Annotated in this window: 12 protein-coding genes and 3 tRNA genes; 6 read left to right on the forward strand and 9 right to left on the reverse strand. The window is 51.3% G+C overall.

The window, feature by feature from the left end; translation table 11 throughout:
• The first annotated feature begins 49 nt into the window (after window positions 1–49).
• From pgsA to ACTJJ1_RS02950, 4 genes are all read left to right on the forward strand, one after another.
• The gene (gene pgsA, locus ACTJJ1_RS02935) at window positions 50–598 is read left to right on the forward strand and encodes a CDP-diacylglycerol--glycerol-3-phosphate 3-phosphatidyltransferase (protein WP_004942945.1); all 549 of its coding nucleotides are present in this window, start codon (window positions 50–52) and stop codon (window positions 596–598) included.
• 145 nt (window positions 599–743) lie between these two features.
• A tRNA-Gly gene (locus tag ACTJJ1_RS02940) sits at window positions 744–819 on the forward strand.
• Between the two features lie 56 nt (window positions 820–875).
• Window positions 876–949, forward strand: a tRNA-Cys gene (locus tag ACTJJ1_RS02945).
• A gap of 10 nt (window positions 950–959) precedes the next feature.
• Window positions 960–1,045, forward strand: a tRNA-Leu gene (locus ACTJJ1_RS02950).
• Window positions 1,046–1,418: 373 nt separating this feature from the next.
• Here the strand turns inward: ACTJJ1_RS02950 and ACTJJ1_RS02955 are convergent.
• From ACTJJ1_RS02955 to ACTJJ1_RS02970, 4 genes are all read right to left on the reverse strand, one after another.
• Window positions 1,419–1,544, reverse strand: coding sequence for a hypothetical protein (locus tag ACTJJ1_RS02955; RefSeq protein ID WP_440832313.1), 126 nt, complete (start codon window positions 1,542–1,544; stop codon window positions 1,419–1,421).
• 430 nt (window positions 1,545–1,974) lie between these two features.
• A complete protein-coding gene (locus ACTJJ1_RS02960; protein WP_440832315.1) occupies window positions 1,975–3,090 on the reverse strand; it encodes an acyltransferase family protein in 1,116 nt (371 codons plus the stop codon).
• 129 nt (window positions 3,091–3,219) lie between these two features.
• On the reverse strand, window positions 3,220–4,044 hold the full coding sequence (locus ACTJJ1_RS02965; protein WP_440832317.1) for a phytanoyl-CoA dioxygenase family protein: 825 nt from the start codon (window positions 4,042–4,044) through the stop codon (window positions 3,220–3,222).
• 1,311 nt (window positions 4,045–5,355) lie between these two features.
• Entirely contained in the window at window positions 5,356–5,670 is a 315-nt protein-coding gene (locus ACTJJ1_RS02970) for a hypothetical protein (RefSeq protein WP_006324624.1), read from the reverse strand.
• Window positions 5,671–6,120: 450 nt separating this feature from the next.
• Between ACTJJ1_RS02970 and eptB the strand changes: the two genes are divergently transcribed.
• Complete coding sequence (eptB, locus tag ACTJJ1_RS02975) at window positions 6,121–7,773, forward strand: kdo(2)-lipid A phosphoethanolamine 7''-transferase (RefSeq protein WP_006324625.1); 1,653 nt, start codon at window positions 6,121–6,123, stop codon at window positions 7,771–7,773.
• A 68-nt stretch (window positions 7,774–7,841) separates the two neighbouring features.
• On the opposite strand, the gene ACTJJ1_RS02980 is transcribed toward eptB, so the two are convergent.
• Complete coding sequence (locus ACTJJ1_RS02980; RefSeq protein WP_440832319.1) at window positions 7,842–7,976, reverse strand: hypothetical protein; 135 nt, start codon at window positions 7,974–7,976, stop codon at window positions 7,842–7,844.
• A gap of 125 nt (window positions 7,977–8,101) precedes the next feature.
• On the opposite strand from ACTJJ1_RS02980, the gene ACTJJ1_RS02985 reads away from it, so the two are divergent.
• The gene (locus tag ACTJJ1_RS02985; protein ID WP_006324627.1) at window positions 8,102–8,659 is read left to right on the forward strand and encodes a GNAT family N-acetyltransferase; all 558 of its coding nucleotides are present in this window, start codon (window positions 8,102–8,104) and stop codon (window positions 8,657–8,659) included.
• Window positions 8,660–8,883: 224 nt separating this feature from the next.
• Here the strand turns inward: ACTJJ1_RS02985 and proP are convergent, their stop codons facing one another.
• From proP to ACTJJ1_RS03005, 4 genes are all read right to left on the reverse strand, one after another.
• On the reverse strand, window positions 8,884–10,386 hold the full coding sequence (gene proP, locus ACTJJ1_RS02990; RefSeq protein ID WP_004942953.1) for a glycine betaine/L-proline transporter ProP: 1,503 nt from the start codon (window positions 10,384–10,386) through the stop codon (window positions 8,884–8,886).
• A gap of 416 nt (window positions 10,387–10,802) precedes the next feature.
• Complete coding sequence (locus tag ACTJJ1_RS02995; RefSeq protein ID WP_440832322.1) at window positions 10,803–12,167, reverse strand: TolC family protein; 1,365 nt, start codon at window positions 12,165–12,167, stop codon at window positions 10,803–10,805.
• 3 nt (window positions 12,168–12,170) lie between these two features.
• Window positions 12,171–14,111 carry a MacB family efflux pump subunit gene (locus tag ACTJJ1_RS03000; protein WP_122289538.1) on the reverse strand — a complete coding sequence of 647 codons (1,941 nt, stop codon included), beginning with the start codon at window positions 14,109–14,111 and terminating at the stop codon, window positions 12,171–12,173.
• Complete coding sequence (locus ACTJJ1_RS03005) at window positions 14,108–15,292, reverse strand: efflux RND transporter periplasmic adaptor subunit (RefSeq protein WP_440832324.1); 1,185 nt, start codon at window positions 15,290–15,292, stop codon at window positions 14,108–14,110. The genes ACTJJ1_RS03000 and ACTJJ1_RS03005 overlap by 4 nt, the downstream gene beginning before the upstream one ends.
• Window positions 15,293–15,341 lie beyond the last annotated feature (49 nt).

Raw genomic sequence — 15,341 nt, forward strand, 5'->3', positions numbered from 1 at the left:
AGCAACATACTCTTAATTCCCACTCCAGCCAGATAGTTACCGTAGCATTATGCAATTGAATATACCGACTTGGCTTACTCTGTTTCGCGTAGTTCTGATCCCATTCTTTGTTCTGGCATTTTACCTGCCGTTCACCTGGGCTCCGATGGTTTGCGCCGTCATCTTTGTATTTGCTGCCATAACCGACTGGTTTGATGGATTCCTGGCCCGTCGCTGGAAGCAAACTACCCGTTTCGGGGCGTTCCTTGACCCGGTAGCGGATAAAGTGATGGTGGCGGTGGCGCTGGTGCTGGTAGCCGAGCACTATCATACCTGGTGGATCACCTTGCCTGCGGCGACCATGATTGCCCGTGAAATTATCATCTCGTCGCTGCGTGAGTGGATGGCGGAGATCGGTAAACGCAGCAGCGTGGCGGTATCGTGGATTGGTAAAGTCAAAACCATGGCGCAAATGATGTCGCTGGTGGGGTTGCTGTGGCGCCCGGAACGTACCGTTGAGTATGCCTCCTTCGGCCTGTTGTACATCGCGGCGGTGCTGACTTTCTGGTCAATGTTCCAATATTTGAACGCGGCCCGGAAAGATTTGCTTGAACCCTGATCAAAGCGCTGCAAAAATCGTCAAACAAACGTAATGAGACAACAATTTTATTGACTCATTACGTCAGGTAAGTAGAATGCATCGCATCAGACGGCAGCGGTGAATCGCCGAAAGATAGCAAAAAAATCAGTAAGTTCTGATTGATGCGGGAATAGCTCAGTTGGTAGAGCACGACCTTGCCAAGGTCGGGGTCGCGAGTTCGAGTCTCGTTTCCCGCTCCAAATTAAACAAAGCTGGTGTTTCACGAGCTTTGGCCTGATGAAGGCAGCAGAATTAAGGCGCGTTAACAAAGCGGTTATGTAGCGGATTGCAAATCCGTCTAGTCCGGTTCGACTCCGGAACGCGCCTCCAATTTTCCCGAGCCCGGGTGGTGAAATCGGTAGACACAAGGGATTTAAAATCCCTCGGCTTATGGCTGTGCGGGTTCAAGTCCCGCCCCGGGTACCAGGGAAAATAATTCCAGAATAATCAAAGCAATATGTAGTAATGTCGTGACCGCCGGAAGGCGGTTTTTTTGTGCCTGAAATTCTCTTTCCTAACATCATTCCTAACATCGTTTTTATTCTATGCCTGAACGCTGAATAATTACTGCCCGCCGACCACAGGTACTATCTTCCTTTTACGATCTAAAGTGCTGTCTGACTCGCGTTGTATGGCCCGAAATGGCCTGCTTATCTGTCAAAGAACCGTTCAGTTCGGAGATATCTTTCGCTTTTGGGCAATGGTAAGTGAAATCGAAATCCAGATCGGGATATGAAGTGATTGCCGCTGGCTTGGTGGTCTTGCTGACCTGGCGTCCATTGTCGGTGCTGGCGTCTGGTTAGCAGGTCGACAGCCAACAATCGACAATATCAACGATGCGCTGACGCAGTGCAGGAACACCGGCCAGCAGCAGGCGGCAGTGATCACAAGCCAGAACGCTGGCTTGAGGTGCTACGTCACGCATCAAGTCAAGGCCAGGGACGGCGTGTATGGCTGCACAGGGCGATTACGGCAAGGATAAACGCCGTTCTTTTCGAGCGCACTCTTGGCGAACCATGTGCAGCTGCGAGCTGCACCCTGGAGAGTGAAAAGTGGATAAACTAATTCCCGCTCTCGTTGACGATAGTTGGCTGCTCGAGCACACCGCTGGCACCGTCTTAAGCTGTGGAAAAGTTCCGGTGGCAGTACCGTGCAGAACTGCAGATGTGCGCGCCCGACGTTCGTGGTTGATCAATTGCAGATTGGTTCATCTATACACGCAGATACGCACACTACGGACAGATAGTCACCAACGTATCGGATAGGAGTGCAAACTACCGGCAGCTATCCCAGCCTGCCAGTAGTTAACTAATATAGGGTCGTTTAAAACAGCGGTGGCCTATTATTTGATAGGGTTACTTAACCAAATTGTGGGTAGGAACCACATCTTTTTTTAACCATGAAGCAATACTCGCTCCGACAAGCATCATTGGTTTCTCCACAAGATAATAGGTAACAAACCCGACAATTATGACGCAAATGAAAGAAGTTGCGTAGCCAAAACCTATTGGCATGCCAACCTTTTTAGCGATAAACATAACTGGGATTGCAACAATAGGGTGCATCAAGTAAATCGAATACGATATCTCTCCAAGTTTCCCTAGCGCGTTAGTTAACAGGTTGTCGTAGCTTGGGTTTAATTTGTAGAGAGAGAAAACAAATGCTACGCACAAAGCAGAAATAATGATCCTGTTGGCACCTGAAACCAGGTTGATTTTATCATGTGATACAGGGTAAAAAATGAATGCTAACGCTGATAATAAACAAATTATCAATAGGGCTTTATTGCTTACTGTTACTTTTGGCGCGTACTTTCCGACTGCTGCACCACACATAAAGAGGAATAGTTGATTGAACGGATTTATATAAGTAGGCCACTGCTCTGATAATGGTAATGAGGAATCAAGAACGCCGAAAGCAAAATAAAACCCTGCTACGATACTTAATATTACTACCGTAGGGAAAACATATTTGTATGAAGAGGATACAAGATAAGTAAGGCATAGGATTGAATAGAAAACGAGCTCATTTCCAATTGACCAAGCTCCTGTGGATAAATATGCAGTTGGTTCAATAAAGCCAAATAATAGCGTGTAATTTAAAAATGCCTTGTAATATGGGAAATCAAAAGCCTGATTATTTACAGTTGCTAAAAGCCAAGTAAAAGTAATCATCGCTGTTACTGCAATCCAGAATAAAGGGAATATTCTAAAAACGCGCTTTACGGCGAATGCTGCAACATGACGTGTAGATGTTATTTTGCCATCATAAATATATGCAAGGCTAATCCCGCTAAGTATATAAAAAACAGAGACGGCATATATACCAAGCTTTCCTAAAAGGAACTGACTGCCAATAACGTCAACCGATGACCCCGTAGACATTGACCATGAAGTGTAATGATAGATAACAACCGATAAGGCCATCAATCCACGAAGATAATCCAGTGATTCAACGCGGTTATTTTTCATCCGAATGCTCTTTTATTAGGCGTGGGGAAAAATTTCAAAGTGTAAGCATTATATAAACGAAAGGTAATTTACGCTACAAAACATTGCATAAGGTAAAAAAGTTTGGCCAGGGGGTTCCTGGCCATCCTGCTACAAACCCTCTTCAAATCTGAGGGTTTTAACGCCGTTACTATGAAGTTCATTTGATAACTTTTCAGATAAAACGTATTCGCTCCCGCCTGATTGTTCTATCTGCCTGCGCATGTTTGCACGGGCAAAGTCATAGGTGAAAATGTTTGGGGCGCCGAATGTAAAAAAGAAGCTGCGCTTCGGTTTTCCAGTTTTAAAGCTGCAGTAGAGATCTCGTAGTTTACGACCAATTTTCGACTTGCCGTTCGTATCGCCAAATAGCCTTCCGATCTTCAGCAACCCTCGCTCAACAACATCATACTCCTTGCCTGCATGAGTAATTCTTACGTCAAAAATCACTACATCCCCAGGCTTTGTTGCCAGTGAAATAGCCTCTCCGTCAGTTAGGTTATCTTTAAGATGAGAACCAACTCGTACCGACATCCCATTGCCATCAGTGGAATGGTCATTCATGTAGATACCCATTTTGTACACGCGGCAATCAGGCGTAAAATAGGGTTCAGAAAAATAACCGCCTTTAGCATCGTCTTTATGCCAGCCGAAACCCATGTTGTGGTGAATGTCAGCATGAGACGTAAAGACAAAATCATCCATGGCAAAGACAGCCCTGTAGGCTTCTAAAACCTTTGGATGGCTGATGACCCATGAAAACTCAGGCTCTTCAACAGCTATGTTTGGCTGAGTTAAGCCATAGCGATATGTAACGCCTTTCCTCTTAAAAAAATTGTGAATGGAAGAATTCATCTTGGCCATTTCATCTGGAGAAAAGAGGTTTGGGAAAACTACAAATCCGTCACGTTCGATAGAATCCTTAGCTGTATTCATAATTAACCTTGCAAGTAATTTACAATTGTATATTTTTTGTAATATTATTCTTACACAAAAATGCAATTTGTAAAGTGTGGTTATGCACTTGGTGTAAATTTGAGTACGGCTATCTAGGTGGTGTTGACGACATGTGGAATGTTATAAAATAAACATCAATAGAATCAGCATCTAATGAAGTATTTATATAATCAATCATTGTACTCCGTTTGTCGCACTGGCAGTGGCTCTAAGGGGTATCGTGCATAACTATCCGTTTTTATGTTCCTAAAATGGCAATGTGCTGTCTTCAAATGCCAGGGTTTCCAGTTTTAGCGTTTTTTTAACTTCTTGATATAAATAATTTTATTTAAAACTCCTCGACTTATGATTGTGCAGGCTCAAGTCCCGTTCTGGGCGCCAGGGAAATAATTCTAGAATAATCAAAATAATATGCAGTAATGTCGTGACCATCGGGAGGCGGTTTTTGTGCCTGAAAAAATCATCTTCATAATATTCCTGGCCGTTTGCTCAACGTTTTTGTGGCCAGAAATCGCCTGCTCGTCGTATAGATCACCTTCAAGCTTCGAGACGTCTTATGACATAGATACCTATTTTTAAAGGCAGCGCTTTATCTTCGCTGATGGCCGCTCCCAATCGTCTAAGCTTATGAACATTCCAGACGATCGCTGGATTGCGCTTCGGCTCGAAACGCGGATGCCATCCGCAAGCGAGCCGTAAGGCTAAATGCTGGGGGCACCTGCATTTTTCATAAAATCTGGCAGTTTTTTAAGACGGTTAGCGATAAGTGATATATAACCGGAGAGTAAAAAGAGAAGGGGCGTTGTATGAGAGGGGGGGTATTTTTATTGATTATTGTAATGCTATCTGGGTGTTCAGGGTCTTTTGGATCGATATTGGGCGTTATTCCGCAAAGTTCCGATGTTTGTCCGCAGGGGAAAAATGCGATCTCCGGTGAATGCCGCTAGTGATAGCTAGTTGAAAAATTGAGCTCAATATCTTTCTTCGGCGCTGGCCCATAGCGTGTCGTCAGGTTGAATATCGGTCTGGCTAGCAACGCTGTCGACATGTGGCATCCGGGTATATCGCTTAACCTGACACCCGCTACGTCACGCAATATAAGACGATATCCGGCTATTTGAAGGCGTTCCGGTAGCCGGATATTGTTTTCCCCACAACTAAACCTTAGCCCCATCAGCGCCCTCCAGGCAACGGCACTTTATCTGCGTTTACATTGGCTACCGACATCGAAGTTAAAACAACCAGAATAGCGAAGAGGGCGCACAGGTCCGATTTCTGCAGATATCCCGGCTAACGACCGTTAACCCCAATGACCTCGATAGCGGCTCTGTGCAGCTTTTGGCAATATTCCTCGGGCTGTCTTTCGACCTCTTTGATCAAGTGGGCGAGAATGCTTTGCTTGGTGATGGGCCTGTTGGACAAGAGCACCTGGACTACGCTCTTGCCGACAAGGTTGTATATTTGTTCACGGTACAACTCGACGTCTTTATCGTCGAGACCGTAAAGAGAGTAATCAATCATAGTGTTTTTACCGCTGGTGAACTTTAAAGCGCCGCCCGAAGCGGGCTGAGAAGCCATTAAAAAATAAAATACTGCAAATTCCACTTAGGTACATGCCTTCGCGGTAAGTTAACGATAACGTAATAAGAATATTCCTATCAATAGGCGGCGGCAATCCAGATGGCTAATTAGGAATAACCTCATGTAACAGCTTGGGGATCTGAACTTGCTAAGATGACTTAATGGGAACGGGGGAGGGGGCTGATTAACATCAGGCTTTGCGCCAAAACTCTTGAGCGGCGGTTCCAAAGGTGGCAAGCACGCTGAGCATTCGCCAACCCTGGCCGCAGGCTAGCCCGGCTCGGTTTTTGATGGGCAATCCCCTTTACACACGGTTTGTTACAGTATAACAACGATAAATTTTCTCGCGGGAGCAACGTCGGCTCAAATTATCTGTCAGATTACCATTCAATAGCAGGATGAGCGCGTTGCCCTCAACTACAACCTGTGTCAGTAAGCAGTTATGAATTCACTTTGGCGAGAATGGTATCAATAATGCAGAAGTTCCGACGTTGGACCCAGTTGCAGGTCTCTTTCTTTATCGCGTTTTATCTCGGTGTATTGCTCAATATCCCCATATTTTATCGCCGTTATCAGCAACTCAATTACGACAATTTACTGTCGATCGGCATTGAGGTCGTCGCGGCCTTTAGTCTGGTGTGCTTTATCACTCTGCTAATCTCGTTTTTGGGGCGTCGACTGTTCCGCGTTCTGGCATCGTTTCTGGTTCTGAGCTCGGTGGCTGCCAGCTATTACATGGTGTTGTTCCACGTCGATATCGGCTACGGCATCCTGGCGGCGGTGATGACTACCGATGTCGATCTGTCCAAAGAGTCGGTTGGTTGGCATTTTGGCGTGTGGATGGTGCTGATAAGTTTGTTGCCGCTGCTGTTCATCTGGCTGGCGCCGATGCACGAAGCTGCACTGAAGCGCAGTAACTGGACTACGTTGTTTAAAAAGGGCGGTATCATGCTGGCTGCCGGGGTGTGCTGCTGGTTGCCGCTCACGCTGATGGGGCAGGTGCAGGACCGCCACGATCGCGAAAATAATCAGCTGATGGCCAGCTATGGCGGCGTAGTCGCCGGTAGCTATTCACCGTCGAACTGGCTTTCGGCGTTGGGGCTGCTGACCTACAGCTCTTACAGTCAGGCGGAAGACAGCCGTAATCTGTTCGATCCGGCTGCGCATTTTACCTATCAGCCGCCGAAAGACGTGAATGATCTCTATGTGGTGTTTGTGATCGGTGAAAGCGCCAGACGTGATCACATGGGCGTTTACGGCTACCAGCGCGACAACACGCCTTACCTTGATAAGGAAACCAACCTGGCGGTGTTACAGGGTTATTCCTGCGACACCTCGACCAAACTCTCTTTGCGTTGCATGTTCGTGCGGGAAGGGGGGGCTGCTGAAGAACCTGAGCGGACGCTGAAGGAAATGAACGTCTTTTCGGTGCTGAAAAAACAGGGCTTTTCCTCGGAGTTGTTTTCGATGCAAAGCGAAGCCTGGTTTTATAACAAAACTCAGGCGGACGATTATGCGCTGAGAGAAAGCATTCAGGCGGAAAAACGCAACGTCGGCAAACCGGTGAACGACATGGCGTTGATTGACGAGCTGCAGGATTCATTGGGCCGTCACCCGCAGGGCAAGCATTTGGTCATTCTGCATACCAAAGGTTCGCACTATATGTATACCGAACGCTATCCTCGCGCTTTCGCCCGTTACAAGCCGGAGTGCCAGGGCATTGATGACGCCTGCTCTACGGAGGAGATGATCAACTCTTACGACAACAGCTTGCTGTACACCGATTATTTCCTTGAGCAAGTGTTCAATCAGCTACGTAACCGTAATGCCATCGTGTTTTACGCTTCGGATCACGGAGAGTCGATCTCGGAAAATATGCATTTCCACGGCACCCCGCGCGATCACGCGCCGAAGGAACAGCGTACCGTTCCCATCATGGTCTGGGCATCCGACAAGTTCCTCAGCCAGCCCGACCACCAGGCAGCGTTTAATCAGTTGAAGGCGCTGCAACAGGCCAAAACGCCGGTGTTTCATGAGAAGCTGTTCGACAGCGTACTGGGCTGCATCGGTTACACCTCACCGGACGGCGGTATCGTGAAACCGCATAACTGGTGTCAGGTGAACTGAGCCAGTGGGAGAAATATTCAAACCGCCGCAAGGCGGTTTTTTTTGGAGAATTATGCGGTAGGGGGGCGTTAGCGCTGGCTTTCAATCCAGTGGAATAAGCGTGAAAAGCGGGTGGCGAGACCCCCGAGGTTAAACATCGTACCTATCCAGAGAGCGGTCATCAGCACCACTCCAATGATAATCAGCGCGTCCATTTTGCTCATTGGTTATATTCTTCAATGGGCTAAAGTTTTTTCAAGCTTAGGATCAATCGCTTCAGGGATAAAATATCGACGTAATAATGCCGGAGTTACCCAGGCTGCCGGTTGAATAAACATGGAGGATGACAATGAAAATCTTGAGCATGGCAGGAAATGACCTGCGTCTGAAGATCCTGACAGACAGCGATACTGAAATTGCTCATCTTTATTTTCGGGAGAACCAACAGCATCTTTTGCCGTGGGAGCCGAGCCGGCCAGATGACTTTTACAACGCTGAAGTTATTCAGCAGCGGCTTTGGCAAGCGGGGAAAGATGCAGAACAGGGGCGTGCCTATCAATTTGGTATCGTCAATGGCGCAGGCACCGAAATGCTGGGCGCCTGCAATTTTACCCAGGTTGCTCGCGGCCCATTCCAGGCCTGCCATCTGGGCTACTCGATCGCCGCCCGGCACGAAGGAAAAGGCATAATGACCCTGGCGCTAACCGCCGCCATCGGTCACCTGTTTGGTGAGTTGGGTCTGCACCGTATTATGGCGGCCTATATCCCGACGAACGGCCGCAGTGAAAAGCTGTTGCTGCGCCTCGGTTTCGAGAAAGAAGGCTATGCAAAGTCTTATCTGAAGATTGCCGGCCGCTGGCAGGATCACGTATTGACATCATTGATTAATCCGCAGCACACAGAGTAACAAGCCGGTGGGAATGACGGCATTAGCGGCTGGCGCTGCGTCGGCTCGGTCCCGTTGCTTTTGAAACCGGTATTAAGGTTTCTTGTCCGGGTTTGCTTTGACAAAGTCAGGGGGCATAAAAAAATCCGTAATCTGCAGTGAGATTACGGATTTTTACCGGCCAATGGGATCGCTCAATCGATCATGTAGTGCCTAACCGAGCGGCATCAACCCCGAGGGAGGCTTTAGTCCAGTTTCGGATGCTGGTCGACAAGCGTCTGCTTTTTCCTCTCCAGCTCGGCAATCTGCTCGTTGATATCCTCAACCTTCTGTTCGATGTTGTCGTAGGTTTCCTGCAACAGCTCTTTGGCTTCCGTACGGTCCGAGGCGGCCGGGGTAGCACCCCGTAGCGGTTTGTTGGCGGTTTCCTTCATATACAGTCCGGTGATCAGGCCAATCACCGCCACCACCATCAGGTAGTACGCCGGCATATACAGGTTACCGGTCGACTCGACCAACCAGGCGGCCACCGTCGGCGTAGCGCCGGCGACCAGAACCGAAATGTTGAACGAAATCGCCAGTGCGCTGTAACGAATATGCGTCGGGAACATCGCCGGCAGAGTAGAGGCCATCACACCGGTGAAAGAGTTCAGCAACACGGCCAACACCAGCAGGCCGACAAAGATCAGGCCAATCACGTTGCTGTTGATCAGGATAAAGCAGGGTATCGACAGCAACAGCAGCCCGATGCTGCCGCCAATGATAAACGGCTTGCGGCCAATGCGGTCGCTGGCCAGGCCGATCACCGGTTGCACAAACAGCATGCCGATCATGATGGCGATGATGATCAGTACGCCGTGATCTTCCGAGTAGTGCAGGTTATGCGACAGGTAGCTCGGCATGTAGGTCAGCAGCATATAGTAGGTTACGTTGGTGGAGATCACGATACCGACGCACACCAGCAGGCTTCGCCAATGCTTGGCCGCGATCTCTTTAAACGAGGTCTTCGGCGGGTTGCCGATGGCATCGCGGTCTTCTTTCTCCATCTTCTCCACGTGCTGCTGGAACGCCGGGGTTTCTTCCAGCGCATGACGCAGATACAGGCCGATCAGGCCCAGCGGTGCTGCGATAAAGAACGGAATACGCCAACCCCAGTCGAGGAAGTTGCTTTCGCCGACGATACTGGAGATCAGCACCACTACGCCTGCGCCGAGCACGAAGCCGGCAATAGAGCCGAAATCAAGCCAACTGCCCATAAAGCCGCGCTTTCTGTCGGGCGAGTATTCAGCGACGAAGATCGCCGCGCCCGAGTATTCGCCGCCCACCGAGAAGCCCTGCGCCAGTTTGGCCAGCAGCAGCAGCACCGGTGCCCAGATGCCGATCGAAGCATATGAAGGGATCAGGCCAATACAGAATGTGCTTACCGCCATGATGATAATGGTGATGGAAAGGACCTTCTGGCGGCCGAATTTATCGCCCATCGCGCCAAAGAACAGGCCGCCTAACGGGCGCACCAGGAAGGGAACGGAAAACGTTGCCAGTGCGGCAATCATCTGCACGCCGGGGGTGGCGCCAGGGAAAAACACTTGCCCCAGGGCGTAGGCTACGAAGCCATAGACACCGAAGTCAAACCATTCCATCGCGTTGCCTAATGCCGCCGCGGTAATCGCTTTCTTCAGCTTGCTGTCGTCGATGATGGTGATGTCATTAATATGCATCGGCTTATGTCGTTTTTTTCTTAACTTCATATAATCATCCCTTAATCAATTTTAGTCGTACGTGAATTCGCAATCCTTGTTCACTTTCTTCTGCCCAGTTATCAGTGTGGCTAATCTTATCTCTATGTGGAGAGATCCCAAGTCGCCATTTTTTTGTGATGCGAATCACGTAATGCGCCCGCTTTTAGCAGGAATATGTCATTTAGGTGACTAATTATTTTGCATCTATAGCTTAACGTTATATCTTGCGATGATCAAATTTAGCAGTTTTTCTTATGGTTTTTCACCAGAATAGTGCCAAAACAGGTTGATATTTGTGCATATCGATGGTTTTTTTATCGGGGGAGGGATCGCTAAAGTATAGGAGGAACCGGCAAGGATACGGGTAAAATTAATGCGTTTTGCTGTTGTGGAGCAAAGCCTGGCGTAAACGCCAGGCCGGTGAATTATTGGGGTGAGCCGCCAAACTCCAGGTAGATTTGCGCCAGGTTCTGGTACTGGTCAAAGCGGTTTTCATCCAGGGCCAGTTCTGCCAACCGACGGCGATTCTGCGCATCCAGCCAGAAGGTGATAGAGACGGCGCCTTGGCGATAGCGAATTTCATTCAACCGTTCAGATTTACGCGCCAGAGCCAAGGCCGTCTGTAAGTGTTGCTCCTGCGCCATCAACTGGGTACGCAACGATAAAGCATTGTCTACATCGGCCATGGCTTTATACAACGCCTGTTTGAACTCCAACACCCGCAGTTCGTAATCGCTACGGGCGATTTTGATGTCAACGTTCATCTGTCGCCACTCGAGGAAAGGCAGCGACAGCCCCGCGCCGGCCGATGCCATCGGATTGCGAAGAAACTCCAGCAGCGCGGTGCTGCTGGCGCCCAATGAACCGGTCAGGCTGAAGGCCGGATAATATTGGGTGCGTTTCACGTCAACGTTAGCCAACGCTTCGCGAAGCCGCAGCTCCTTGGCGTGGATATCCGGGCGATGGCGCAGCACGTTGACCGGGATACCGGCATTGATCTGCGGCAACCGGCCCATCGGCAACCTGGCGGGAGCAATCACCGCATTGCCCGGCGGCGCACCCAGCAGCAGCGTTTGTTCGTTCAACGCCAGTTGGCGCTCGCGCAGTTGCGCCAACTGGGCATTTTCCTGATTAATCAGGTTCTGTTCGGCATCCACCACGTCCAGTGAAGAGACGCTGCCCGCGCGGTAACGGGCATTAACCAGTCGCAAAGTCTGCCGGGCATAGGCGATGCTTTGCCGGTTGACGTCGATCCGCTGATTGATAAAGCCTACCCGCCAGTAATTCTTGCTGGCGCTGGCGAGCAAGGCCAAGCGAGCGCTTTGCAAATCTTGCTGCGTGGCCTGCCGGCTCCATTCTGCAGCGTCACGCTGACGCGCAAGCTTACCCCAAAGGTCGACTTCATAGCTGACGCCAAGGTTGGCGCTACTGCTTTTATTCCAGGGTGAGGAATCAGAAAGAGCGGTGTTGGCACTGCTATTGAGCGTCGCGGTCACGCCAGGCGCGGTGCTGATGCCGACCCGTTGCGCCTCTAGCTGAGCCCGATAAACCCGCAGTGCGGCGGCGGCCAAATCGTTATTGCCGGCCATGACCTGCTGTAACCAGCGGTCAAGTTGAGGATCGTGGAAGTCGCGCCAGTCAAAGGGAACCGGGCCTGCGGCATCGGCGCTCTCCTGCCAGTGGGCCGGGTAGTTAACCTGGGGTGTTTGATAATCGCTTTTCAATGCGTTGCCGCAGCCGGTGCTGAGCAGGGCTGCGAGGCATAACGCTATTGGTGTCAAAATTTTCATAAGTTACTCGCTGGCCAGTGAAATGACCGGATCCATCCGCGCCGCTTTACGGGCTGGGAGATAACCGAAGATCATGCCGATTAGGGTGGAACAGCAAAAGGCCACGGCGGCGGCCTGCCAGGAATAAATGGCTGTGAGCATTCCGCCCGCCAGCGCGGTAAACAGCGAACCGGCGGCGAACGACAATGCAATGCCCAACACGCCGCCGATCAGGCAGACCAGCACGGCTTCGATCATAAATTGCTGCATGATGTCACTGCGCCTGGCGCCCACCGCCATGCGTACGCCAATCTCGTGCGTTCGCTCGGTGACGGAAACCAGCATGATGTTCATTACGCCGAGGCTGCCGATGATCAGGGAGATCGAAGCCACCATCAGGATCAACAGGCTCAGGGTCATCGAAGCATGCTCGATCGATTTACGAAACTTGTCGCGGTTGAACAGCATAAAGTCTTTAACGCCATGGCGTTGGGTCAGCAATTGGCTGATGGCGCCGACGGCGGCTTCGTTATCGACGTCATCCTTCAATCGCACGCCGATGCTGCTTAGCGTCGGCTTGCCCACCATGCGGTACATCACCGTGGTATAGGGCATCCATACGCTGATGCGGTTCGGTGCGGAGTCCTGGTTGCTTTTGACTACGCCCACCACCCGGGCCGGCACTGCGCCGAGAAACACGATTTGGCCGAGCGGCGCTATGCCGAAATCGCCGAACAGCGAGTTGCGAGCATTCTCGTCAATGATCACTTCCTGCAATGCGCTGCGATCGTCACGGAAAGTCGTGCCCTGCAATAAGGTGAGGCCGTTAACGCGGAAATAGTCGCGCCCGACGCCGGTGATTGAGGCTGTCGCCGATTTGCTGCGAAAACGAATGGAGTCCGAGGCGCTGACTTCAGGGCTGACGCTGTCGACAAAGCTCTGGCTGGCCAGCGCATCGGCGTCTGCTGGCACCAGCGTGCGAATGCTGTCGATGGCGTCATCAAAGAAATCGCGGCCGGGGTAAATGCTGACGACATTGGTGCCGAGATCTTTGATGTTGGCCAGCGTGCGCTGTTTGGCACCTTCGCCCAGAGCGACTACCGTTACTACCGCAGCGATGCCGAAAATGATGCCGGTCATGGTCAGGGCGGTGCGCAGACGGTGGGCATTCATCGCCTTCAGCGCCATTTGCAGCGATTCGCGGGTGCGATCGAGCAGGCTTTGCCAGTAGCCTTGCCTTACGCGGACGGCTGTTGGTTGAGTGACTGGCGGGGCGGGGGACTTGCAACCGCTGTCGGCGATGACCTCACCGTCCTGCAGTTCGATGATGCGCTGTGCGTGTTGGGCCACTTTCATATCGTGAGTGACGATGACCACGGTATGGCCGCGTTGGTTGAGCTCGTTGAGGATTGCCAGCACCTCTTGCCCGGATTTGGAATCCAGTGCGCCGGTCGGTTCATCCGCCAGAATGATTTCGCCGCCGTTGATTAAGGAGCGTGCGATGCTGACGCGCTGTTGCTGGCCGCCGGAGAGTTGGCCGGGTTTATGGTTTTCACGGCCTTCCAGCCCCAGGCGCGCCAGCAATTGCGCCGCTCGCAGGCGGCGTTGATCGCGCTTGTCGTTGGCGTAAATCGCCGGGATCTCGACATTGCCCAGCGCGCTGATGTCCGGCATTAAATGATAGCGTTGGAAGATAAAACCGATGTGTTCGCGGCGCAGCCTGGCCAGTTCGTCCGGTGACAAATGTGAGGCGTTCTGGCCGCCGATGTAATAGTCGCCCTGATCCGGCACGTCCAAACACCCCATGATGTTCATCAGCGTTGATTTGCCGGAGCCGGAGGCGCCTATGATGGCGACCAGTTCTCCCGCGGCGATCGTCAGGTTGATGTTTTTGAGCACCGTCAGCGGTTGGGCGCTGTTGGTATAGGTGCGGCTTATGCCTTTCAGCTCAATAATGTTGTTCACAGTAAGATGCCATCCCCGCCCGAATTGGCGCTTTCCTGCATCAGCACGACGGTTTCACCGGCCTTCAACCCGGAAAGGATCTGGATATCGACGTTGTTGGTAATACCTGTCTTTACCTCGCGCATTTCCAACCGATCATTAGCGGTCAGCACTTGTACTTGCTGTTTTTTATCTTCGGTTTTACGCACCGCCTGAATGGGGACCAGCAGCGTGTTTTTCGCTTCATCGAGCAGCAGTGAAACCTGTGCGGTCATGGCGATGCGCAGCCGGTTATCCGGGTTGGGCACGTCCAGCAGCGCGTTGTAATACACCGAGGCATTCGACGTCCCGGAACCGGAGGCAGAACTGCTGCCGGAGAGCGAGTCGTCTTTCATCACCGATTCCGGCGCCAGTTCGACGGTGCGCAAAGTGGCGTCATAACGCTTTTCCGGATCGGAGAAAATAGTGAAATAGGCTTTTTGCCCCTGGGAAACGCGGGTAATGTCGGCCTCGGAGATCTGCGCTTTGATGGTCATCAGGTCCAGCCGTGCCAGTTTGACTATGGTCGGCGCGCTCTGGTTGGCGTTAACCGTCTGGCCTTGTTGGGTAATTACCGCAATCACGATGCCGTTCATCGGTGCCAGAATGCGGGTGTAACTCAGATCGACCTTTTTCTTATCCACTTCAATCTGCGCCTGCACGATACGCGCATTCAGGGCAATCAGTTCTGCGCGGGTGGTGGTGAGCGTAGCTTCGGCGGCTTCAAAATCCTCGAGTGAACTGGCCTCATCGTTCAGCATGCGTTTTTGGCGTTTAAAGCGGGATTCGGCCTGCTTCAGCAGTGCCTGTTTGGCCTGCAAATCTGCCTTGGCGACGTTCAGCGCCGCTTCAGCGTTGCGCAGGTCATTGCGCTGCGGCAGATCATCGATGTCGGCAATCGGTTGGCCCTGAGCGACCCGGTCGCCCAGTTTGACCTTCAGGGATTTGACCTGGCCTGAAACCTGCGCGCCGACGTTCACTCGTTCAACCGCGTCCATTTTACCGGTTGCCAGTACGGCATTTTCTATATCGCCCACGCGAACCGGCGCGGTGACATGGTTTGCCCGTGGGGGGCGCTGCAAATAGCTTGTCAAAGCGATGAGCAAGACGGCGAGCAGAGTGCCGGCCGCGATAAACGCCAAGCGGCGTGAGGTGAATTTCATGCTGGTTTGCCTTAGTTTTCCCTAACAGCGGTAAGCCGTGATTCCAAGA

Source organism: Serratia sp. 22264 (assembly GCF_052045345.1).
GTDB classification, from domain to species: domain Bacteria; phylum Pseudomonadota; class Gammaproteobacteria; order Enterobacterales; family Enterobacteriaceae; genus Serratia; species Serratia plymuthica.